Origin of the sequence: Streptomyces laurentii, assembly GCF_040635425.1 — a bacterium.
Lineage (GTDB): Bacteria > Actinomycetota > Actinomycetes > Streptomycetales > Streptomycetaceae > Streptomyces > Streptomyces laurentii.
Genome location: NZ_JBEYHT010000014.1, coordinates 12,406 through 33,382 on the forward strand (window position 1 = coordinate 12,406; position 20,977 = coordinate 33,382).

Annotated in this window: 20 protein-coding genes; 15 read left to right on the forward strand and 5 right to left on the reverse strand. The window is 73.9% G+C overall.

Translation table 11 applies throughout. The annotated features are described in order from the left end of the window. The first annotated feature begins 48 nt into the window (after positions 1-48). A complete protein-coding gene (locus tag ABZ693_RS11845; protein ID WP_359875706.1) occupies positions 49-729 on the forward strand; it encodes a phosphatase PAP2 family protein in 681 nt (226 codons plus the stop codon). A 129-nt stretch (positions 730-858) separates the two neighbouring features. After that, the gene (locus tag ABZ693_RS11850) at positions 859-1,542 is read left to right on the forward strand and encodes a TetR/AcrR family transcriptional regulator (protein WP_359875707.1); all 684 of its coding nucleotides are present in this window, start codon (positions 859-861) and stop codon (positions 1,540-1,542) included. Here the strand turns inward: ABZ693_RS11850 and ABZ693_RS11855 are convergent. Beyond that, positions 1,524-3,026, reverse strand: a complete 1,503-nt coding sequence (locus ABZ693_RS11855; RefSeq protein WP_359875708.1) for an LVIVD repeat-containing protein — start codon at positions 3,024-3,026, stop codon at positions 1,524-1,526. The two genes, ABZ693_RS11850 and ABZ693_RS11855, sit on opposite strands and share 19 nt — an antisense overlap. 227 nt (positions 3,027-3,253) lie before the next feature. Between ABZ693_RS11855 and ABZ693_RS11860 the strand changes: the two genes are divergently transcribed. After that, positions 3,254-3,919 carry a DUF305 domain-containing protein gene (locus ABZ693_RS11860; protein ID WP_359875709.1) on the forward strand — a complete coding sequence of 222 codons (666 nt, stop codon included), beginning with the start codon at positions 3,254-3,256 and terminating at the stop codon, positions 3,917-3,919. 69 nt (positions 3,920-3,988) lie between these two features. On the opposite strand, the gene ABZ693_RS11865 is transcribed toward ABZ693_RS11860, so the two are convergent. Continuing rightward, positions 3,989-4,342 carry an ArsR/SmtB family transcription factor gene (locus tag ABZ693_RS11865; protein WP_359875710.1) on the reverse strand — a complete coding sequence of 118 codons (354 nt, stop codon included), beginning with the start codon at positions 4,340-4,342 and terminating at the stop codon, positions 3,989-3,991. Between the two features lie 137 nt (positions 4,343-4,479). Here ABZ693_RS11865 and ABZ693_RS11870 point away from each other — a divergent pair, with 137 nt between their 5' ends. The 5 genes from ABZ693_RS11870 to ABZ693_RS11890 all read left to right on the forward strand — a co-directional run bounded on the left by ABZ693_RS11870 (position 4,480) and on the right by ABZ693_RS11890 (position 9,558). Next, positions 4,480-5,571: an NADH:flavin oxidoreductase/NADH oxidase gene (locus ABZ693_RS11870; protein ID WP_359875711.1), complete on the forward strand. Its 1,092-nt coding sequence runs from the start codon at positions 4,480-4,482 to the stop codon at positions 5,569-5,571. A 110-nt stretch (positions 5,572-5,681) separates the two neighbouring features. Beyond that, entirely contained in the window at positions 5,682-6,770 is a 1,089-nt protein-coding gene (locus ABZ693_RS11875; RefSeq protein ID WP_359875712.1) for a WD40/YVTN/BNR-like repeat-containing protein, read from the forward strand. Positions 6,771-6,849: 79 nt separating this feature from the next. Next, positions 6,850-7,527, forward strand: a complete 678-nt coding sequence (locus ABZ693_RS11880) for a uracil-DNA glycosylase (RefSeq protein WP_359875713.1) — start codon at positions 6,850-6,852, stop codon at positions 7,525-7,527. Beyond that, the gene (locus ABZ693_RS11885; protein WP_359875714.1) at positions 7,524-8,537 is read left to right on the forward strand and encodes an N-acetylglucosamine kinase; all 1,014 of its coding nucleotides are present in this window, start codon (positions 7,524-7,526) and stop codon (positions 8,535-8,537) included. The genes ABZ693_RS11880 and ABZ693_RS11885 overlap by 4 nt, the downstream gene beginning before the upstream one ends. Positions 8,538-8,637: 100 nt before the next feature. After that, entirely contained in the window at positions 8,638-9,558 is a 921-nt protein-coding gene (locus tag ABZ693_RS11890; protein ID WP_359875715.1) for a sirohydrochlorin chelatase, read from the forward strand. An 86-nt stretch (positions 9,559-9,644) separates the two neighbouring features. Here the strand turns inward: ABZ693_RS11890 and ABZ693_RS11895 are convergent, their stop codons facing one another. Together ABZ693_RS11895 and ABZ693_RS11900 are read right to left on the reverse strand one after the other, a co-directional pair. Next, positions 9,645-10,724, reverse strand: coding sequence for a lactonase family protein (locus ABZ693_RS11895; protein ID WP_359875797.1), 1,080 nt, complete (start codon positions 10,722-10,724; stop codon positions 9,645-9,647). A gap of 140 nt (positions 10,725-10,864) precedes the next feature. Next, a complete protein-coding gene (locus tag ABZ693_RS11900) occupies positions 10,865-12,406 on the reverse strand; it encodes an FUSC family protein (protein WP_359875716.1) in 1,542 nt (513 codons plus the stop codon). Positions 12,407-12,679: 273 nt separating this feature from the next. On the opposite strand from ABZ693_RS11900, the gene ABZ693_RS11905 reads away from it, so the two are divergent. The 7 genes from ABZ693_RS11905 (at position 12,680) to ABZ693_RS11935 (ending at position 18,755) form a co-directional block, all read left to right on the forward strand. Continuing rightward, positions 12,680-13,204 (forward strand): Lrp/AsnC family transcriptional regulator, encoded by a 525-nt coding sequence (locus tag ABZ693_RS11905; protein WP_359875717.1) that lies wholly within the window; start codon positions 12,680-12,682, stop codon positions 13,202-13,204. A 70-nt stretch (positions 13,205-13,274) separates the two neighbouring features. Next, a complete protein-coding gene (locus tag ABZ693_RS11910; protein ID WP_359875718.1) occupies positions 13,275-13,682 on the forward strand; it encodes a TOBE domain-containing protein in 408 nt (135 codons plus the stop codon). Between the two features lie 109 nt (positions 13,683-13,791). Continuing rightward, positions 13,792-14,610, forward strand: a complete 819-nt coding sequence (modA, locus tag ABZ693_RS11915) for a molybdate ABC transporter substrate-binding protein (protein ID WP_359875719.1) — start codon at positions 13,792-13,794, stop codon at positions 14,608-14,610. Between the two features lie 12 nt (positions 14,611-14,622). Beyond that, positions 14,623-16,587, forward strand: coding sequence for an ABC transporter permease (locus tag ABZ693_RS11920; RefSeq protein ID WP_359875720.1), 1,965 nt, complete (start codon positions 14,623-14,625; stop codon positions 16,585-16,587). Positions 16,588-16,776: 189 nt separating this feature from the next. Beyond that, positions 16,777-17,580 (forward strand): NAD-dependent epimerase/dehydratase family protein, encoded by an 804-nt coding sequence (locus ABZ693_RS11925; protein ID WP_359875721.1) that lies wholly within the window; start codon positions 16,777-16,779, stop codon positions 17,578-17,580. A 43-nt stretch (positions 17,581-17,623) separates the two neighbouring features. Next, on the forward strand, positions 17,624-18,253 hold the full coding sequence (locus tag ABZ693_RS11930) for a DinB family protein (RefSeq protein ID WP_359875722.1): 630 nt from the start codon (positions 17,624-17,626) through the stop codon (positions 18,251-18,253). Positions 18,254-18,293: 40 nt separating this feature from the next. Beyond that, on the forward strand, positions 18,294-18,755 hold the full coding sequence (locus tag ABZ693_RS11935; RefSeq protein WP_359875723.1) for an SRPBCC family protein: 462 nt from the start codon (positions 18,294-18,296) through the stop codon (positions 18,753-18,755). Positions 18,756-18,819: 64 nt separating this feature from the next. Here the strand turns inward: ABZ693_RS11935 and ABZ693_RS11940 are convergent, their stop codons facing one another. Beyond that, positions 18,820-20,895: a SpoIIE family protein phosphatase gene (locus ABZ693_RS11940; RefSeq protein ID WP_359875724.1), complete on the reverse strand. Its 2,076-nt coding sequence runs from the start codon at positions 20,893-20,895 to the stop codon at positions 18,820-18,822. Between the last annotated feature and the right edge of the window lie 82 nt (positions 20,896-20,977).

The window sequence follows — 20,977 nt, forward strand, 5'->3', positions numbered from 1 at the left end:
CCCATGGGGGTGGTCCGGGCGGCCGGGGGCTTCGGGCAGGATCAGGGGATGCGCATCTCCGCCGCCGTGTCCGGCGCCCTGGCCGTGCTGTTGCTCGTACTCGTGGCCGTGGGCTGGTCACCGTTGCTCTCCTTCGACCGGGACGTGGCCGAGGCGCTGCACCGCAGCGCCGTCGCGCATCCCGGGTTCACCCACCTCAACCGGGTCCTGACGGACTGGGTCTGGGACCCGTGGACCATGCGGGCCCTCACCCTGGTGGCGGTCGGGCTGCTGTGGTGGCGGCGCGAGCGGCGGCTCGCGCTGTGGGTGGTGGGCGCGTCCCTGGTCGCCTGGGGCCTGCAGCAGGGCCTGAAGGCCGTGGTGGACCGGCCGCGCCCGACGTGGCCGGATCCGGTCGACTCCGCGTCCTTCGCGTCCTTCCCGTCCGGCCACGCGATGACGGCGATGGTCACCTGCGGGCTGCTGCTCTGGGTGCTGACGCTGCACTGGCGAGCGACCTGGCGGGGCTGGGGGACGATCACGGGCGTGGCCGTCGTGTCGGTGCTCGGGGTCGGCTGGACGCGGCTCTATCTGGGCGTCCACTGGCCGTCGGACGTGCTGGCCGGCTGGCTGTTCGGCTGGTGCTGCGTGGCCGTGGCGATCGACGCGTACCGCCGGCTGGAGACCCGTACCCGTACCGCTCCCGCTGTCACCTCCGGGGCCGCGGGCGGCAAGGAAGGGGCGGCATAGTGCCGGCCGTCCTGGACGATCCCCCGTGTCGCCCAGGACGGACGACAGGTCCCGCCGCCGGCCACACGGGCAGGACGACAGGACACGCTGAGTATATTGGCTCCAAGCCAGTCAACGCAGGAGTCCAGCATGTCCCCGCGTAGCCCATCGGTCAATCAAGAGCTTCGGCGGCGCTCCCGCGAGCGCATCCTGCAAGCCACCGTGGACCTCGTCGACGAACGGGGCTACGAGGCGGCGACCCTCGGCGACATCGCCGCGCGGGCCGGTTCGGCGCGCGGGCTCGTCTCGTACTACTTCCCCGGCAAGCGCCAGCTGCTCCAGTCCGCGGTGCACCGGCTGATGCACCGCACCCTGGCGGCGGCGCTGGACCGCGAGCCGCGGACCGAGGACGGTCCGGAGCTCCTGGCGCGGGCGATCGACGCGGTGCTCGGGCTCGCCGGGGACCATCCGGTCCTCATGCGGACGCACATGGCCGGGATCCTCCAGGCGGAGGGTTTCGTGCGGTGCTCGGAGCAGCAGCGGCTCGCCGCGCTGCTGCGCGACACCGTGGCCCGTGCCGGCTCCGCGGACCCGGACACCGACTATCCGCTGCTGCGGGCCCAGCTCATGGGGACGGTGTTCGCGCTGCTGCTGCCCGGGGCGCCGATGCCGCTCGCCCCGCTGCGGGCCGAGCTGTTCCAGCGGTACGGACTCGCCTGGGAACGCGGCATGCCGCCGGACGGCGCTCCGCCCGGCGGCATGTCCCTGATGGTGCGTACGGCGTCAGGCGACACCGCGGCGCGGGTGGCTCCGGATCAGTCGTCCTCGCCCTGATCGTCCTGCGCGTCGCCGAAGTCGGCGAAGTAGTCGGGCTGCGTCTGGACGTTCAGCTCGTCCATCCGGACCCCGGCCGCCTTGTCGGTGCGCTTGTCGGAGAGCTTCAGGACGTCGAAGCCCTTGGCGATGTCGTTCGAGTAGATGTGGCCGTTGTAGTAGTACGCGGACCAGGAGCCGCCGATGTCGAGGGTGGTCGCGGAGAGCGGGCCGCGCTCGAAGTAGGCGATCTCCTTCGGCTTGCGGGAGTCGGTGAAGTCCCAGACGGAGACGCCGCCCTGGTACCAGGCCTGGACCATGAGGTCCTTGCCCTTGACCGGGATCAGCGAGCCGTTGTGGGCGACGCAGTTCTCGGTGTCGGCCTGGTGGCGCGGGATCTTGAAGTAGCTGCGGAAGACCAGCTTGCGCTTGTCGCCCTTGCCGGTGATGTCGTAGATGCCGTCGGCACCGCGGTTCGGGCCGACCTCGGCGTTGCAGGTGGGCGCGCCGCCGCCGCCGAGCTCGTCGGTGAAGACGACCTTGTCGGCCTTCTGGTTGAAGGTCGCGGAGTGCCAGAACGCGAAGTTGACGTTGTCCTGGACCCGGTCGATGACCCGGGGGTTCACCGGGTCCTTGATGTCGAAGAGGATGCCGTCGCCCATGCAGGCGCCGGCGGCCAGGTTCTCGCGCGGCAGCACGGTGATGTCGTGGCAGCCGGTGGTCTTGGAGACGCCCGGGTTGGTGGGCGCGCCCGGGTTGCCGCCGCCGTCGGGGCCCTCGCCCGGGAAGAGGACGGGGAAGTTCACGACCTTGGCCTGCTGCGGCGCCTTGCGCGGGACCTTGATCACGGAGATGCCGTCGTGCGGCGGCCGGCAGTCCGGGAAGGCCGCGCTGGGCGAGTACGAGGAGACGTAGACGTACACGTCGTCACGCTTGGGCACGAGGGTGTGGGTGTGGGAACCGCAGTTGGTCTCGACGGAGGCGACGTACTTCGGGTTGGTGACGTCGCTGATGTCGAAGACCTTCATGCCCTCCCAGGACTCCTTGACCGAGGCCGGCTGCGGCACGCTGGCGCACGAGTCGTCGCTGCGGGAGGAGTCGGTGGACAGGAAGAGGAGGTCGCCGGAGACCGACACGTCGTTCTGGGAGCCCGGGCAGAGCACCTGGGCCACGGACTTCGGGGACTTCGGGTTGCTGATGTCGAAGATCCGGAAGCCGTCGTAGTTGCCGGCGAAGGCGTACTTGCCCTGGAAGGCCAGATCGGTATTGAGGCTGGGGAGGGTGTCCTTGGGGATGTTGGCGAGCTGCTTGATGTTCGAGCTGTGGACGATCTCGTCCACGCCGGGTATCTCGCCCGCGGCGATGGCGGCGCGGGCGTCGGCCCGCTGCTCGGCCGTGACACCGCTTCGCGCCGGGGCGTCACCCGGATCGGGGGTGGCGGCCGCGGGGCCGGCGGCGACGAGCATGCCGAGCAGGAGGCCGGCCGCGGCGCCTGCCGCTCCCATGCCTCGGAACCGTCTGTGCGGGGTACTCGTGATGCGCAACGAAGTCACTCCGTCCTCTGCGAGGTCTGTCCAGGATTGAACGACGGATGGACTCCGGCAGTATGGTCCTCGACATGCTCATCTCAACAGATGGCAACAAGAAAGTCATGAGAATTCCTCGCATCGCAACACCGTCGTCATCCGAGTGACCGAGTGACCGAGTAGCCCAAGTTCTCGTGGAGGTCGTGTTGTTGATCAGCCGTGTCCGTGGAACCGCCGCCGTGGCCCTGTGCGCCGTCGCCGTACTCGCCCTGTCCGCCTGCGACTCGGGACAGGAGGAGGGGAAGGCGACGACCAAGTCCGAGCAGAGCGCCAGGGGTTCGGGCGGACTCGTGGTGGCCCCCGGAAGGCCGGGCGAACCCGCGAAGCGGGTCTCCCCCGAGGAGGCGGCCCGGATGCTGCCGGACGAGAAGCCCAACAGCGCCGACTTCCGGTACATACAGATGATGATCGAGCACCATCGGCAGGCCCTCACCATGACCGCGCTGGTGCCGGAGCGGGCCGCCTCCCCTCAGGTGAAGAAGGTCGCCGAGCGCATCTCCTCGGGGCAGGGGCCGGAGATCAGCGCGATGCAGGGCTGGCTGACGAAGAACGGCGGTCCGCGCCCGCAGACCGGGCACGACCACCACACCATGCCGGGCATGGCGACCGAGGCCCAGCTCGCCGAACTGAAGGCCGCCCGGGGCAAGGCCTTCGACGACCTCTTCCTGTCGCTGATGATCAGGCATCACGAGGGCGCGCTGACGATGGCGGGTGAGCTGCTGACCCAGGGCAACAACGTGCTGGTGGAGGAGATGGCGAACGACGTGATCGCCCAGCAGACGGCGGAGATCGAACGGATGCGGTCGCTCTAGCCGCACACCGCCGTACGCACCGGCCGGCCGGTCATGCCCGGGCCGTCCGGTGCGTCGGCGTGCCCGGGGTCAGCTGTCGCCGAGGCGGACGGCCTGGGAATCCGCCGCCGTGAGGACGGCGTCGAGGAGGCCGGGGAAGAGCGCGTCGAGGTCGTCGCGGCGCAGCGAGCTGAGCTTCGCGGTGCCCTGGTAGGTCTGCCGGATGACGCCGCTCTCGCGCAGCACGCGGAAGTGGTGCGTGGTGGTCGACTTGGTGACCGGGAGGTCGAAGTACGAGCAGCTGAAGCCCCCGCTTCCGCCACGGGCCATCTCCCGGACGATCCGGAGCCGTACGGCGTCGGACAGGGCGTGCAGCACGCCTTCGAGCCGGATCTCCTCGCGCGCGGGATGGGCCAGGGCGCGGGGGTTGGTCGCGGTCGTCACGGCTGCGGCTCCACGGCTCTCGGGGACGGGTCGGTGACCCCATTGTACGAGGATCCTCGTAGTTTGACAGACGTCGTACTACGACGAGTATCGTACGAAGCACGTCACCTCCCCGGCTGCCCCGAAACGGAGTCCGCATGAGCGCCGTCCCCGCCCTCTTCGAGCCGTACACCCTCCGGTCCGTCACGGTCCCGAACCGGGTCTGGATGGCCCCCATGTGCCAGTTCTGCGCGGAGCCGGCCGGCCCGGCCGCGGGCATGCCGACCGACTGGCACTTCGCCCACTACGCGTCCCGCGCCACCGGGGGCGCCGGGCTGATCCTGCTGGAGGCGACCGCGGTCACGCCCGAGGGCCGGATCAGCCCCTTCGACCTCGGACTCTGGGACGACGCGCAGATCGACGGCCTGCGCCGGATCGCCTCCTTCCTGGCGGCGCAGGGCACCGTTCCCGGCATCCAGATCGGGCACGGAGGGCGCAAGGCGTCGACCCAGCAGCCCTGGGTGGGCCGCGGCCCCGTCGCCCCCGAGAGCGGTCTCGCCTGGCAGCCGGCCGGGCCGAGCCCCGTCCCCTTCGCCGAGGGCTACCCCGTGCCGGCCGAGCTGACGGTGGCGGAGATCCACGAGCTCACCGCCCGCTTCGCCGACACGGCGCGGCGCGCGCTGGCCGCCGGCTTCCAGGTGGTCGAGGTGCACGGCGCCCACGGCTATCTGCTCGGCGAGTTCCTGTCCCCGCACAGCAACCGGCGCACCGACGCCTACGGCGGTTCCTTCGAGAACCGCGTCCGCTTCGCCCTGGAGGTCGTCGACGCCGTGCGCGCCGTCTGGCCCGAGGAGCTGCCGCTGTTCTTCCGGATCTCCGCCACCGACTGGCTGGAGGAGCAGGGCTGGACCGCCGACGAGACGGTCCGCCTCGCCGCCCTCCTCCACGCGCACGGGGTGGACCTGCTCGACGTCTCCACCGGCGGCAACGGCGGCCCGGCCGACATCCCGGTCGGCCCCGGCTACCAGGTGCCCTTCGCCGCCCGCGTCAAGGCGGAGACCGGGATGCCGGTCGCGACCGTCGGCCTGATCACCGAGAGCGCGCAGGCCGAGAAGATCCTCGCCAACGGGGAGGCGGACGCCGTGCTGCTCGGCCGCGAGCTGCTGCGGGACGCCTCGTGGCCGCGCCGCGCGGCCCGCGAGCTGGGCGCCGAGATCCCCGCCCCGGCCCCGTACTCCTGGGCCATCTGAGTCCGGCAACACGCCCCTGACCAGGGGCGCGGCGGCTCCCGGACGCTGTTGTCCGCGGTGCGGTGCAGACTGGCCCGTATCCGCGACAACGGCGTCCTGGAGGTGTCGGCATGACCGACGTGCTACTGACCGTGGGAACCCGTAAGGGTCTGTTCACCGCCCGCCGGCAGAACGGCCGGTGGAGTGCGTTCGACGCACCGCATTTCAACGCCCAGGCGATCTATTCGATCGGGATCGACACCCGCCGCGCCCGCCCCCGGATCCTCGTCGGCGGCGACAGCGCGCACTTCGGTCCCTCCGTCTTCCACTCCGACGACCTGGGCGCGACCTGGACCGAACCGCCCAGTCCGGCGGTCGGATTCCCCGAGGACACCGGGGCCTCGGTGGAACGGGTGTGGCAGCTGCACCCGGCGCCCGCCCACTCCCCCGACGTCGTGTACGCGGGGACCGAGCCGGCCGCGCTCTTCCGGTCGGCGGACGGCGGCGAGTCCTTCGAGCTCGTACGCCCCCTGTGGGAACACCCCACCCGCGACCAGTGGGTGCCGGGCGGAGGCGGCGAGGCGGTGCACACCGTGGTGACCGACGCGCGCGACCCCGACGCGGTGACGGTGGCGGTGTCCGCGGCCGGTGTCTTCCGGTCCCGCGACGGCGGCGCGAGCTGGGATCCCGCCAACCGGGGGGTGTCGGCGGTCTTCCTGCCGGACCAGTACCCCGAGTTCGGGCAGTGCGTGCACAAGGTCGCGCAGGACGCCGGCGACCTGGACCGGCTCTATCTGCAGAACCACTGGGGCGTGTTCCGCAGCGACGACGGCGGCACCGCGTGGACATCCATCGGCGACGGACTCCCCTCCGACTTCGGCTTCGCCGTCGTCGCCCACCCCCACCGGCCGGACACCGCCTACGTGTTCCCCATCAACGCCGACATCGACCGGGTCCCGGCCGGCCGGCGCTGCCGCGTCTACCGGACCTCCGACGCCGGGGCGACCTGGGAGCCGCTCACCCGGGGTCTGCCGGAGGGCGACCACTACGGCACGGTGCTGCGCGACGCGATGTGCGCCGACGGGGCCGATCCGGCGGGCCTCTACTTCGGCAACCGCAACGGCGAGGTGTACGCGAGCGCCGACGACGGCGACAGCTGGCAGCTGCTCGGCGAGCACCTGCCGGACGTGCTGTGCGTACGGGCCGCGGTCCTCGGCTGACCGTTCCGACGGCCGCCCGCCGGGACGGGACTCCGCTCCGTCGGGCGTGACTGTCGTACTGCGCCAGTAGAGTGACGCCGTGGCAGCACGACCGTTGAACGAAATCGTCGAGGCCGGGTGGGCGCACGCGCTCGCGCCGGTGGCCGAAAACATCGCCGCGATGGGCGACTTCCTCCGGCAGGAGATCGCCGCGGGGCGTACCTACCTGCCGTCGGGGGCGAACGTCCTGCGGGCGTTCCAGCAGCCCTTCGACGAGGTGAGGGTCCTCATCGTCGGCCAGGACCCCTATCCCACGCCCGGGCACGCCGTGGGCCTGAGCTTCTCGGTGGCCCCGGACGTGCGTCCGGTGCCGCCGAGCCTGGACAACATCTTCCTGGAGATGCACCGCGACCTGGGCCATCCGCGGCCCTCGAACGGTGACCTGACGCCGTGGACCCGGCAGGGCGTCCTGCTTCTCAACAGGGCGCTCACCACGGCCCCGCGCAAGCCCGGCGCGCACCGCGACAAGGGCTGGGAAGCGGTCACCGAGCAGGCCATCCGGGCCCTCGCCGCGCGCGGCAAGCCGCTGGTGTCGATCCTGTGGGGCCGCGACGCCCGCAATCTGCGGCCACTGCTCGGCGACCTGCCGGCCATCGAGTCCTCGCACCCCTCGCCGATGTCGGCGGACCGCGGCTTCTTCGGCTCCCGGCCGTTCAGCCGCGCCAACGACCTGCTGCTCCGGCAGGGTTCCCAGCCGGTGGACTGGCAGTTGCCGTGACGTCCCCGGCGTCCCCCGTCCCCCCGGCGCCGCCCGGCCGCCCCGGTCTCGTCGTCGGGGTCGACTCCGGCGGCTCCGGACTGCGGATCGCGCTCGCGGTCCGGCGGGACGACTCCGCCGAGACCGTGGAGACGACGGCCTCGGCGGAGCCGGTGCGCACCGGGGCGGGCGGGATCGACGCCGGACACCTGCTGGAACGGCTGATTCCGGCCGTCGACGCGATGCGGCGGCGGGCGGGTGACGGTCCGGTCGAGGCCGTCGCCGTCGGGGCGGCCGGCATGGCGACCCTCGGCGACCGGCTGCGGGCCGAACTGCCCGAGGCGCTCGCCCGGGCCTGGGGCGTGCGCCGGCTCGCGCTCGCGGCCGACGCCGTCACCGCGTACGCCGGGGCGCTCGGACAGCGGCCCGGCGCGGTGGTCGCCGGCGGCACCGGCCTCATCGCGCTCGGCACCGATCTGTCCGGCTGGCGCCGGGCCGACGGCTGGGGGCATCTGCTCGGCGACTGCGGCAGCGGCGCGTGGATCGGGCGGGCCGGACTCGAGGCCGCGATGCGCGCGTACGACGGCCGGCGCGGTGGTTCGGCCGCGCTGCTGGCGTACGCCGAGCGGCGGTTCGGCCCGGCGGCCGGGATCCCCGGAGTGCTCTACCCGCGTACGGACCGGCCCGCCGTCCTCGCCTCCTTCGCCCCGGACGTCGCGGCCTGCGCCGGTGCGGACGACCCGGTGGCGACCGGGATCCTGACGCGGGCCGCCCGGCGGATCGCGGAGGCCGCGGAGGCCGTCTGCCCCGCCGGCACCGCGGCGGAAGTCGCGCTGACGGGCGGACTGTTCCGGATGGGCGCACCGCTCCTCGGGCCGCTGCGCGCGGACTTGGAGACGCTCCTCCCCCAGGCGCGCGAAGTCCCCGCCTCGGGCGACCCGCTGACGGGTGCGGTGACCCTCGCGGCCGCCCTCGCGGCGGACGCGCTGCGGCTGCCGGAGGATCCGCTCCTGCTGCAACTCACCAGGTGAACGGCGGTCCGTCGATCGTTTCGGACATAGGGGGACAGATGACGCCCGCTCGTACCCTCGCCGAACGGACCGATGGTCAAAACCAGTAGCATGCGGCGACATGAGCTCCCCCACTGGGCCTACTCCCGGCCTGCCCGTACGAATGCCGCGTCCCCGCCAGTCCGGGCGGCACCGTCGCCCTGAACCCGTGGCGGCGCCCGAGGGCGCTCCCGCGCTGGTTCTCGCCGTTCCCGGCACGCCGACGCCCGCCATACGCTCGCTGGCCGAGGAGGTCCTGAGCATCACCCGCTCGGAGCTGCCCGGCCTGGAGGCCGTGGTCGGTTACCTGGACGGTGACGACGACGCGTACCCCACCCTGTCCACCGTCCTGACGAACGCGGACGCGCTGCGCACCCAGCGGTACGAGATCGCCGTGGCCGCCGGCCGCGAGGTCGCCGCCCCCGAGGGCCCGGCCGCCATCGTGGTCCCGCTGCTCGCGGGGCCCGACAGCGCGCTGATGCGCCTGGTCCGCCAGGCCGTCATGGACTCCGGCAACACCGCCGAACTGACCGAGGTGCTCGGCCCGCACCCGCTGCTCGCCGAGGCCCTGCACGTCCGGCTGTCCGAGGCCGGTCTGGCCCGCGCCGACCGCGCCCGGCTGTTCACGGTCGCCACGGCGGCCGACGGCATCATCCTGGCCACGGTCGGCGGCGAGGAGGCCGTGCAGGCCGCCGGGATCACCGGCATGCTGCTCGCGGCCCGCCTGGCGGTGCCGGTGATGGCGGCGGCGCTGGACCAGGAGGGTTCCATCGCCGCGATCGCCGAGCAGCTGCGCAACGCCGGCGCGGAGCAGCTGGCGCTCGCCCCGTACCTGATCGGTCCCGAGCTGGCCGAGGGGCTGCTCGACGTGGCCGCGAAGGAAGCGGACTGCGCGGCGGCCGAGCCGCTGGGCGCGTACCCGGCGATCGGCCGGCTGGCGCTCTCGCAGTACATGGCCACGCTGGGCATCACGCCGCAGCAGCAGGGGACGCCGGCCCGCTGACCCCAGGGTCGTGACGGGACGGGCCCGTACCGGACGCACTCCGGTACGGGCCCCTTCGCTTTCCCGCGTGCTGCCGGACGCTCGGGTCAGCCGAAGACGACGCAGGAGGCGGCGGGGGCGGGCACCGATCCGGCGCGGGCGGGCAGGCCGGTCGCGGCGTCGACGGTGAACCAGGTGACGTCGCCGGAACGCTCGTTGGCCACGTACAGGTGCCGGCCGGAGGGCGCGAGCGCGAGGTCGCGGGGCCAGCGGCCGCCGCACGGTACGGAGGCGACCAGCCGGGCGGTGTCGCCGCCGGTCTCCAGGGCGAGGACGGCGAGGGTGTCGGCGCCGCGGACGGCGGCCCACAGGTGACGGCCGTCGGGGGCGACGACGACCTCGGAGGGGTAGTCGGGCCCGGTGGCGTCCTCGGGGACGACTCGGGTCTCGCCGAGCGGGGTGAGGACCCCGGCCTCGGCGTCCCAGCGGCAGACGGTGAGCGTGGGCTCCAGCTCGTTCAGGACGTACGCGTGCGTACCGGCCGGATGGAAGGCGAGGTGCCGGGGACCGGTGCCGGGGCGCAGGACGGTGGTGCCGTGCGGGCGCAGCGCGCCGGTGGCGGGGTCGAGGACGCTCACGGTGACGGAGTCCGTACCGAGGTCGACGGCGAGCACCCAGCGGCCGGTGGGGTCGGGCAGCACCTGGTGGGCGTGCGGGCCCCGCTGCCGGTCGGCGACCGGGCCCGAGCCGTGGTGGCGCGCCTGGTCGGCGACCGGGCCGAGGCGGCCGTCGGCGGTGCGGGCGAGCGAGGTGACGCTGCCGGAGGTGTAGTTCGCGGTGAGCAGGAAGCCGCCCACGAGCGCGAGGTGGGTGGGCCCGGCGGCGTCGACGGGGACGGGGGCGCCGAGCGGCCGGGGCGCGGGGCCGGTGACGCCGAAGACGGCCACGGCGCCCGGGTCGGCCTCGGAGACGGCGTACAGCACGTCCCCGTCGAGCGCGAGGAACGAGGGGTCGGCGACGGCGTCGCTCGCCCCGGTGAGCGTCAGGGCGCCGCTGCCCGGCGCGACGGTGGCGGCGAGCACCCCGGGGCCGCCGGCCGCGGTGAACGACCCGATGAACGCCCGCGTGCCCCCGGCATCCCGGCCGCCGGCCCGCCCCTGCTCCGTACCGTCCCGCTCCGCCCGCATGCCGTCCACGACGCCCCTCCCCTGTCCGGTGCGGCCGGTCCGGGCGGACCGGCCGTCGCCCGGCCGACGTTAGCAGGCGGTCTAGACCAAGTCCGTACGGCTGCGGGGCTGCGGGGTGGGCCGGGTGGCGTCAGGCGGCGTCAGGCGGCCGGGATCAGCGGGGCGCTCGGGGCGGTGCGCAGCGGCGTGGCCAGATCGACGAGGGCGCGTTCGAGGCCGTGCAGGTGGGCGAGGGCCGCCTCCGCGCCCGGGTGGTGCGCGGGCACCCCGGCCGCCTTGGCGACGGGGCGGCGCGGCGCGACGACCGGGACGAGCGCGTGGACGGCGTCCTCGACGCGCCGGGCGGCGGCCGCGAGGCGGGCGTCGTGGGAGGCGTCCGGGTCGGCCGCGACCGCGGCGAGGCCCCGGATCTCGCGGGCGCAGTCGTCGAGCAGGGCGAGCACCCGGCGGGCCCGGGCCTTGCGGGCGCGCAGCGGGCTCAGCGGGTGGACCAGCGGGGCGAGGGTGAGCCGGGCGCGGGCCAGCAACAGGTCGAGGGCGGCGGCGTGGACGGCCGGGTCGGCGTCCGGGTCGCCCGCGAGCCGGCGGGCGGCGGCCGTGGTGCAGGCGTGCACACAGGCGACGGCGCGCTGGATCCAGGCGTTGGTGGCCGCGTGGGTGGTCACCGGCAGCAGGACCAGGCCGACGGCGGCGCCGAGCGCGCCGGCCGCGGTCTCCTCGAAGCGGAGCAGCAGCAGGTCCGGGTGCAGGACGCCGAGCAGCCCGTACAGGAGGGAGGCCAGGACGGTGACGAAGAACATCATCCAGCTGTACGAGAGCGGGGCGGTGTAGAAGAGGCCGAAGACGCACACGGCGACGAGGACGGCCGTCGGGGCGGGCGCGCCGCCGACCGGGAGCGCGACGAGCAGTCCGGCGACGATGCCGGTGACCGTGCCGAGGACCCGGCGGAAACCGCGGACCAGGGTCTCGCCGCGCGAGGCGGTGTTGACGAAGATCCACCAGGCGGTGGCCACGGCCCAGTACCAGCGCTCGGGGGACACCAGGTGTCCGGCGACGAGGGCCACGGCACAGGCGGCCGTGGCCTGGAACGCCTGCCGGGTGGTGGGCCGGGCGAGGCCGGTGCCGGGCAGCGGCGCGGGCGCGGCGGGCGGCGGGACGCGCCGTTCGACGCACCAGACGCCGAAGCGGACGGCGCCGGCCGCGGCGAGCGCCAGGAGCACGGCCGCGTACAGCTCCGGCAGCTGCGCGGGCAGCGCGTGCAGGAACTGGGTGACGAAGAACTGCATGAAGGCGAAGATCCCGAGCGCGTGGCCGCGCGGTCCCCAGCGGCGCGCGTACACGCCGGCGAAGACGACGAGCAGCCAGGACAGGTCGCGCGGGACCGGCAGGTCGTGCAGCGAGGCCGCGAGGGCGAGCACGGGGAAGCCGGCGAGCGGCAGCAGGGCGGTGGTGACGGCCTGGCCGCGGACGGTGGAGTCGCCCACGGTGAACAGGGCGAGCAGCGCGGCGAGGCCCGCGGTGAGGGAGGCCACCAGGGAGAACCCGGCCAGTCCGGTGAGCGTGACCGCCAGGCCGATGCCGACGACGGCGCGGGTGGCCACGCGCAGCCGCACCCGGCCCGGGTCGGGTGCCACGCACATCCGGCGCAGCGCGCCGCCGCAGGCCGATACTGCCTTCTTCATGACGGTCGTTCCGCCCCCGCTTCCGTACACGCACCCTCTTTCGCCGTGGATGGACTCGAAGCCCGTCCGGACCGGCCGGGCCGTGGACACGACGAAGGCGCCGCGGTCCGGGATCCGGCGTCCTCGCCGGTCCGGCGCTTGCGCGGCGCCTTCTGTCCAACTCTTCCGAAAGGAAAGCATCCCTGCGTACGACGGCTCAACCGAGGCTCGGATGACTGGGCCATTGGTACAGTCGATCCGTTGTCGGTACGGCCAGAAGGGAGCCAACGGACCATGGCGGTGGACACACTGGACACTCGCATCCTGCGCCTGCTGATCGAGCAGCCGCGGACCAGCGTCCGGGAGTACGCGCGGATCCTCGGGGTGGCCCGGGGCACGGTGCAGGCGCGGATCGACCGGCTGGAGCGGGACGGGGTGATCACGGCGACGGGGCCGGTGCTGTCCCCGGCCGCGCTGGGGCACCCGGTGCTCGCGTTCGTGCACATCGAGGTCACCCAGGGGCATCTGGTCGACGTCGGGGACGCGCTGGCGGCGGTCCCCGAGATCGTGGAGGCGTTCTCGATCACGGGCGGCGGCGATCTGCTGACCCGGGTGGTGGCGCGGGACGCGGGTCATCTGGAGGACGTGATCCAGCGGCTGATCCAGCTGCCCGGCGTGGTCCGTACGCGGACCGAGATCGCGCTCCGCGAGCGGGTGGCGCACCGGCTGCTGCCGCTGGTCGAGGCGGTGGGCCGCGGGGCCGGCCCGGCGGACGACCGGGCGGAGCGGGCGGGAGAGCCGGGGCAGCCGCGCGGGTGACCCGCAGATGCCAGGTACAAGATGCCAAGTGGATTGCAGATGAGATCACGTTCGGCCTAATGTGACGCACATGCAGTCCTACACCATCGGGCAGGCCGCGCGTCTGCTGGGCGTGAGCGCGGACACGGCGCGGCGCTGGGCCGACGCCGGACGGGTGCCCACCCACCGCGACGAGAGCGGCCGCCGGCTGATCGACGGCCGCGACCTCGCCGCCTTCTCCGTCGAGATCGCGCGCAGCGCCGCCACGGGCGGCGCGGGGGACGAGGAGGAGCCGTACACCTCGGCCCGCAACGCGTTCCCCGGCATCGTCACGGCGGTCAAGCTCGGTGACATCGCCGCCCAGGTCGAGATCCAGGCGGGCCCGCACCGGCTCGTCTCGCTGCTCACCCGCGAGGCGGTGGAGGAGCTGGGCCTGGAGGTCGGCGTGCGCGCGACCGCCCGGGTGAAGTCGACCAACGTACACATCGACCGCGCCTGAGCCCCCTCCCCCGCGGTCGCCCCGCGCACCGGCCGTCCCGCGCCGCCCTCGTCCCGCGCCGCCTTCGTCCCGCGCCGCCTTCGTCCCGTCATCCCGAGGAGTCCCGCCCATGTCGTCCCTCTTCTCCGCGCGCCCCGGGCGCCGTGCCCTCGTCGCGGCCGTGACGGCCGGACTGCTGCTGCCGCTGGCGGCCTGCTCCGGCGGCGGTTCCGACGCGGGTGACGGCGGCAAGGACGGCGGTGACGCGGCCGGCGGGAACCGTTCGGTGAAGATGACGGTCCTCGCCGCGGCCTCCCTGACCGACGTCTTCAAGACCGCGGGCGCCGCCTACGAGAAGGCCCACCCCGGTACGAAGATCACCTTCTCCTTCGCGGGCTCGCAGGAACTGGTCGCGCAGGTCGCCCAGGGCTCGCCCGCCGATGTCCTGGTCACCGCCGACACGGCGAGCATGGACAAGGTCAAGGCGGACACCGAGACCCCGTCGGTCATCGCGAAGAACCGGCTCGTCATCGCCACGGTCCCGGGCAACCCGCACAAGGTCGCCGCCCTGAAGGACCTCGCCGACCCGAAGCTCAAGGTCGTCCTCGCCGCGCCCGAGGTGCCCGCCGGCAAGTACAGCCGGAAGGTCCTCGACGCCCAGAAAAACACCGTGAAGCCGGTGTCCCTGGAGCCGAGCGTGCGCGCCGTGCTCAGCAAGGTCCAGCTGGGCGAGGCCGACGCCGGCCTCGTCTACAAGAGCGACGCCCAGAGCGCGGCCGGCAAGGTCGACGCCGTCGCCATCCCCGACGCGCAGAACGCCGTCGCCGCCTACCCGGCCGCCGCCCTGAAGCAGTCGCCGAACGCCAAGGACGCCGCCGCGTTCGTGGCGTGGCTGAGCACCCCGGAGGCGCAGAAGATCCTCCGGGACGCCGGCTTCCAGCAGCCGTAGGAACCGCGCGCGATGCCGAACCGGCCCCGTACCCCCCTCGCCCTCGCCGTCCCCGCGCTGCTCGCGGTCGCCCTCCTGCTGCTGCCGCTCGCCGGCATCCTCGCCCGCACCGAATGGGGCGAGATCGGGACGCACCTGAGCCGGCCGGGCACGGTCGAGGCGCTGAAGCTGTCGCTGGTCGTCTCGTTCTGGGCGCTCGGGCTGTCCCTGCTGCTCGGGGTGCCGCTGGCGTGGCTCCTGGCGCGGGTGCCGTTCCGGGGCAAGGCGTTCGTCCGCAGTCTGGTGCTGCTCCCGATGGTCCTGCCGCCCACCGTCGGCGGCGTGGCGCTGCTGCTCGCCTTCGGGCGGCGCGGACTGCTCGGACCCTGGCTGGAGGACACCTTCGGCATCATCCTGCCCTTCCACACCTCCGGCGCGGTGCTCTCCGCGACGTTCGTGGCCATGCCGTTTCTGGTGATCAGCCTGGAGGGCGCGCTCGCCGGACTGCGCCCCCGGTACGAGGAGACGGCGGCGTCGCTGGGCGCCTCGCCGCTGCGGGTGTTCGGGACGGTGACGCTGCCGATGGTGGCGCCCGGGCTGCTCGCGGGCGCGGCGCTGACCTGGGCGCGGGCGCTCGGCGAGTTCGGGGCCACGATCACCTTCGCGGGCAACCTGCCGGGCACCACCCAGACGCTGCCGCTGGAGGTCTATCTGCTGCTGCAGGACGACCCGGAGGCGGCGACCTCGGTCTCGCTGCTGTTGCTCGTCATCGCGATGACGGTGCTGGTCGCGCTGCGCGGACGCTTCGCCGCGGCTCCCCGGTCGGGCCGGGCGACCCCCGGGACCCCCGGCGCGGCCGACGTGCCCGGGGACCCGGCGGGCGCCGGGGTCGGAGCCGTACCCCTGCCGGACACTGCCCCGGCCCCGGACCCGGACCCTGCTCCGGAGCAGGAGGCCGCGGGACGCTGGGCGCTGCACGCCGAGGTCGACGGCTTCGTCCGGCTCGTCCTGGACGCCGAGCCCGGCACCACGATCGCCGTCGTCGGCCCCAACGGCGCCGGGAAGACCACCCTGCTGCGCGCCCTGCTCGGGCTGACTCCGCGCGCCCATGCCGCCCTCTCCCTCGGGGACACCGACGTCACCGCGCTGCCGCCGCACCGCCGGCAGGTGGCGTGGGTGCCGCAGGACGGCGCGCTGTTCCCGCGTCTGACGGCGCTCGCCAACACCGCGTACGGCCTGCGGGCCCGCGGGGTGCCGCGCGCCGAGGCCCGGCGTGCGGCCCGGATGTGGCTGGACCGGCTCGGCGTCGGCGCGCTCGCCGAACGACGTCCGGCGCAGCTGTCCGGCGGGCAGGCCCAGCGGGTCGCGCTGGCCCGGGCGCTGGCCGCCCGCCCCCGGCTGCTGCTGCTCGACGAGCCGCTGGCCGCCCTCGACCAGACCACCCGCGCGCAGGTACGGCACGCCCTGCGCGGGCATCTCGCCGGGTTCGGCGGGGTCTGTCTGATCGTCACCCACGACCCGGTCGAGGCGGTGTCGCTCGCCGACCGGGTGCTCGTCCTGGAGGACGGGCGGGCGCTCCAGGACGCCTCGCCCGCCGAGGTCACCCGGCATCCGCGCTCGCCGTGGGTGGCCCGGATGCTGGGCCGCAACGCCTGGCCGGGCACGGCGACCGGCGACGGGCTGGCACTCGCCGACGGCGGCACGCTGGTGGCCGCCGAACCGCTGCCGGCCGGGGCGGCGGCGCTGGCGGTCATCCCGCCCGAGGCGGTGGCCGTGCACCGCGAACGGCCGGGTGGCAGCCCCCGTAACGTCTGGCCGGGCACCGTACGGGAGATCACCGCGAGCGGCAGCCGGCTGCGGGTCCTGGTCACCTCGGACCGGGTGCCGCCGCTGGTCGCCGAGATCACCCCGCAGGCGGCCGCCGACCTGGGTCTCGCGGACGGCACGCCGGTGTGGACGGGCGTGAAGGCGACCGAGGTGACCGTCGTCCCGCTGTGACCGCGGCGGCTGCTGTGACTGACGACCGAGACCGACTACCGAGTCGGACCGCTGTGCCTCCGCGACACGGCCGATCCCCCGCCAGGCCCTCAAGGAACCTCCGGACCCGGTCACTTCGTTTCCCCACCGTCTTGATGAGTGGATCAGTGGGACGCGAAGATGCGGGTGGCATCGATACGAGGGGGTCCGGTGAGTCTGGGAACGGTGGCGGTGACAGGAGCCGCGGGCACGATCGGTTCCGCGGTGCGGGAGGCGTTGCGGCACGAGGCGGACCGGCTGGTCCTGCTCGACCGCGTACCGCTCACTCCGGAGACCGAGAACGAGGACGTGCGCACGGTGGACCTGCGGGACGCCGACGCGGTGGAGTCGGCCCTCGCGGGTGTCGACCGGGTGCTCCACCTGGGCGGCGTGCCCGACGAGGCGCCCCTGCCGGAGCTGCTCGAAGCCAACGTGCTGGGCACCCACCACGTCCTGGAGGCGGCGCGGCGGCTCGGGATCGCGCGCGTGGTGGTGGCGAGCAGCAACCGGGTGACCGGCTTCCACCCCGCCGGACATCCCACCGGCCCGCGGGAGCCGGTGCGTCCCGACGGCCTCTACGGGGTGAGCAAGGTGGCCGTCGAGGCGCTCGGACAGCTGTACGCCGACAAGTTCGGGCTGTCCGTGATCTGTCTGCGCATCGGCAGCTTCGAGCGCGTCCCGACCGAGCCCCGGCATCTGTCGACGTGGCTGAGCCCGCGTGACGCCGTCGGCTACATCCGGGCCGCGCTGGCCGCGCCGCCCACCACCCGCTTCGCCACGGTCTACGCCGTCTCGGCCAACACCCGCCGTTTCTGGGAACTTCCCGACCCCTCGGAGCTGGCGTACACCCCTGTCGACGACGCCGAACTCCACTCCGCCGGCATCCCCGGGTCGGATCTCCCGGTCGACGTGACCGCGCCGCAGGCCGGCCCGTACGCCGACCCCGAGTTCACCCTCAAGCACCTGCGGCGCTGACCTGCCCCGCTCTCCTTCCTTTCCCTTCTCCATAGGATGCGCCATGGTGACCCCGCCCCGACTCGTCCCGCTCCTCGCGCAGTTCGACTTCGCGCGCGAGCGGCTGCTGAACCGGCTGACCGGGCCGGTACGGGACAGCGGGAACGGGATCGAGGTCCCGGTCGCCGGGCTGACCGACGAGGAGTACCGGTGGGAGCCGGCACCCGGCTGCTGGTCGGTGCGCCGGCGCACGAGCGGTCCGGGGCCCCGGGCCACGCTGCTGACCGGCGACCGTACGGGCGACTGGGGCCGGGACGCGACGCCGCCGCCGCATCCCGAGCCGGCGCCGTTCACCACGATCGCCTGGCGGCTGAGCCATCTGATCGAGATGTTCGAGCTGCGGACGGACCACACCGCCGGCAGCCGTACGCGCACCCGGGACGACGTGCGCGTGCACGGGGACGCCGACTCGGCCGTGACGGCGTTCGCCGCCGCTTCGGCGGCCTGGCGCGCGATGCTGACGACGGTGAGCGACACCGATCTGGACACGGTGGGCTACAGCAGTTACCCGCACGGCAGCGACCCGGAGGACGTGTTCATGGACGTCGTCTGGTGGCTGAACCAGGAGCTTCTGCATCACGGCGCGGAGATCGCGCTGCTGCGGGACCTGCACCGGGCGCGCGTGGGACGATGAGAAAGGAACCCTCCCTCCTCACGCACAGCAAGGAGGCGACATGTCCAGGATCGACGCCTCCGTCGACATCTCCCGCCGCCCCGACGAGGTCTTCTCGTACGTGACCGATCCCGCTCATCTGGCCGAGTGGCAGGAGAGCGTGGTCACGGCCCGTACGACGCGGGGCACCCCCGGCAGCGTGGGCTCGCAGGCCACGATCACCCGTCACCTGGGGAAGCGGGATGTCACCACGACCATGCGGATGACGGAAGCGGACCCGCCGCACAGCTGGCACCTCCGCGGCGTCGACGGGCCGGTGCGCGGCGACGTCCGGGGCACCGTCGAACCGCTCGACGGCGGCGCTCGCTCGCGGCTGACGCTCTCCGTCGGCTTCGAGAGTCACGGCCTCGGCAAGGTGATCGCGCCGCTGGTCGTCCGGCCCGCGGCCCGCAAGGAGATGCCGCGCAACGAACAGCATCTGAAGGACATCCTGGAGCACGGCACCCGCCCCACGGACACCTGACCCGGCCCCTTGACCTACCGGTCCCCCGGCGCCCTGACCGACCGTTCCGCCGGCGCGCGGACCGTCACTCCGGCGTGCGCGGCGCGTCGGTCGTCGTACGGGCGAGCAGCATGGCCACGTCGTCCTGCCCCGGGCCCTCGGGCAGTCCGGCCAGCAGGCCCGCGCACAGGGCGTCCAGGGGACGGGCCGGATCGCTCAGTGTGCGGGCGATCCGGGCCATGCCCTGGTCGAGGTCGCGCTCGCGGGACTCGATGAGACCGTCCGTGTAGAGGACGAGCAGCCCGCCCGCGGGCAGGGCCACCTCCTCCGTACCGAACTCGTGCGCTCCGGTGCCGAGCGGCGTGCCCGGCGGGCCGTCGAGGAAGGTGACGGTGCCGTCCGGGGTGACGACGGCGGGCGGCGGATGACCGGCCCGGGCGATGGTCCAGCCGGCGCAGGCCGGGTCGTGGACGGCGTACACGCAGGTCGCCATCTCGTCCTCGCCCAGGTCGGCGACGACCGCGTCGAGGGAGCGCAGCATGTGCGTCGGCGGGATGTCGTGCCGGGCCAGGGCGCGGACGGCGGTGCGCAGCTGGCCCATGACGGCCGCCGCGTGGATGCCGTGGCCCATGACGTCGCCGATGACGAGGCCGGTGCGGCCGCCGGGCAGGGCGACCACGTCGAACCAGTCGCCGCCGACGTCGTGGACGCTGGCGGGGAGGTAGCGGCCGGTGAGTTCCAGGCCGGGGACCTTGGGCAGCGCGTTGTTGGTGAGGCTGCGCTGGAGGGTGCGGGCGGCCTGGCGCTGGGTGGTGTAGAGGCGGGCGTTGTCGATGTTGAGGGCGGCACGGGCCACGACCTCGTCGATGAGGACGCGTTCCTCGTCGTCGAAGGGCTCGCGGGTGCGCAGCCGGGTGACGGTGACGGTGCCGAGCACCGTGCCGCGGGCGACGAGCGGGATGAGCCGGGCGGAGCCGATTCGGGTGGCGAGGTATCCGCGGAGGGTGTCGAGCCGGGGATCGCGAACGAGGGCGGGGATGTCCGCGCGGTGCAGGTCCATGGCACGGGCGTCGGTGATGACCCGCTCGTACACGGAGTCGTACGGGATCTGGAAGGTGCGGCCGACGGCGAGCGGCTGCACGGGGGCGCCCGGATCGGGGAAGGATCCGGCGAGGCGGCGCAGGACGTTGCGGGTGGCGGCGGTGGACTCGTCGGGCTCCAGGATCGCTTCGAGGAGCTGGAGGTCGGCGGAGTCGGCGAGCTGCGGAACGAGGAAGGACACCACTTCCTCGGCGGTCTGCCGCAGGTCGAGGGTGGTGCCGATGCGTTCGCCGGCCTCCGCGAGCAGGCTGAAGCGGTGCCGGGCGCGTTCCATCTCGATGTGCGCCTGCTGGCTGTCGGTGATGTCGATGACGGAGGCGATGAGACCGAGGGCGTGACCGGTGTGGTCGCGCAGCGGGGCGTAGGAGCTGGACCAGATGTGGTCGTGCTCGGGGTCGGCGGGGGTACGGCCGACCCGGCGGGCGTCGACGACGGCGGTGCCGCTGTCGAGGACGCCACGCATGAGGTTTTCGAGGGCGCCGGCGTTGACGCCCGGCAGGACCTGGGAGAGCCGGCGGCCGACGTGGGCGGAGCGCGCGACGCCGTTCATCCGGGCGAGGGCGTCGTTGACGCGGACGAAGCGCAGGTCGAGGCCGAGAGTGGCGAGTCCGATGGGCGACTGGGTGAAGAGGGATTCGAGGGTGGCGAGGGATTCGCGCATCGTGAGGACTTGGGAGGTCTCGAAGGCGATGAGCATGGCGCCGGGGCGGCCCTCCGGGTCGGCGGCGGGCACGATCCACATCTCCATGGTGATCGGGTGCCCGTCGCGGCGCAGGACGGGGAGGGTGCCGACCACGGTCTCGCCGGCGTGGACCTTGCGGGTCAGTTCGTCGGCGAGGCCCCGGTTGGCGGGCGGGACGAGCAGCGTGCCCGCCGCCTGGCCGAGGGCCTCCTCGGGGCGGAATCCGAGCAGGTCCTGGGCGGCCAGCGACCATTCGACGATCCGGCCGTGGGTGTCCTCGCGCCACAGCGCGATGGGCAGCAGGTCGTTGAGCACGCCCGCGTACCCGAGCGCCGCCCCGGGCGGCGGCGCGCTGCTCGGCGACTGGTGAGTGTCCAACGCATCGACCTACGCATCGACCGGGCCCCGAGGGGCGCATTCCGCGCTACTTACCGAATCACCCTATACGAGACATAAAGGA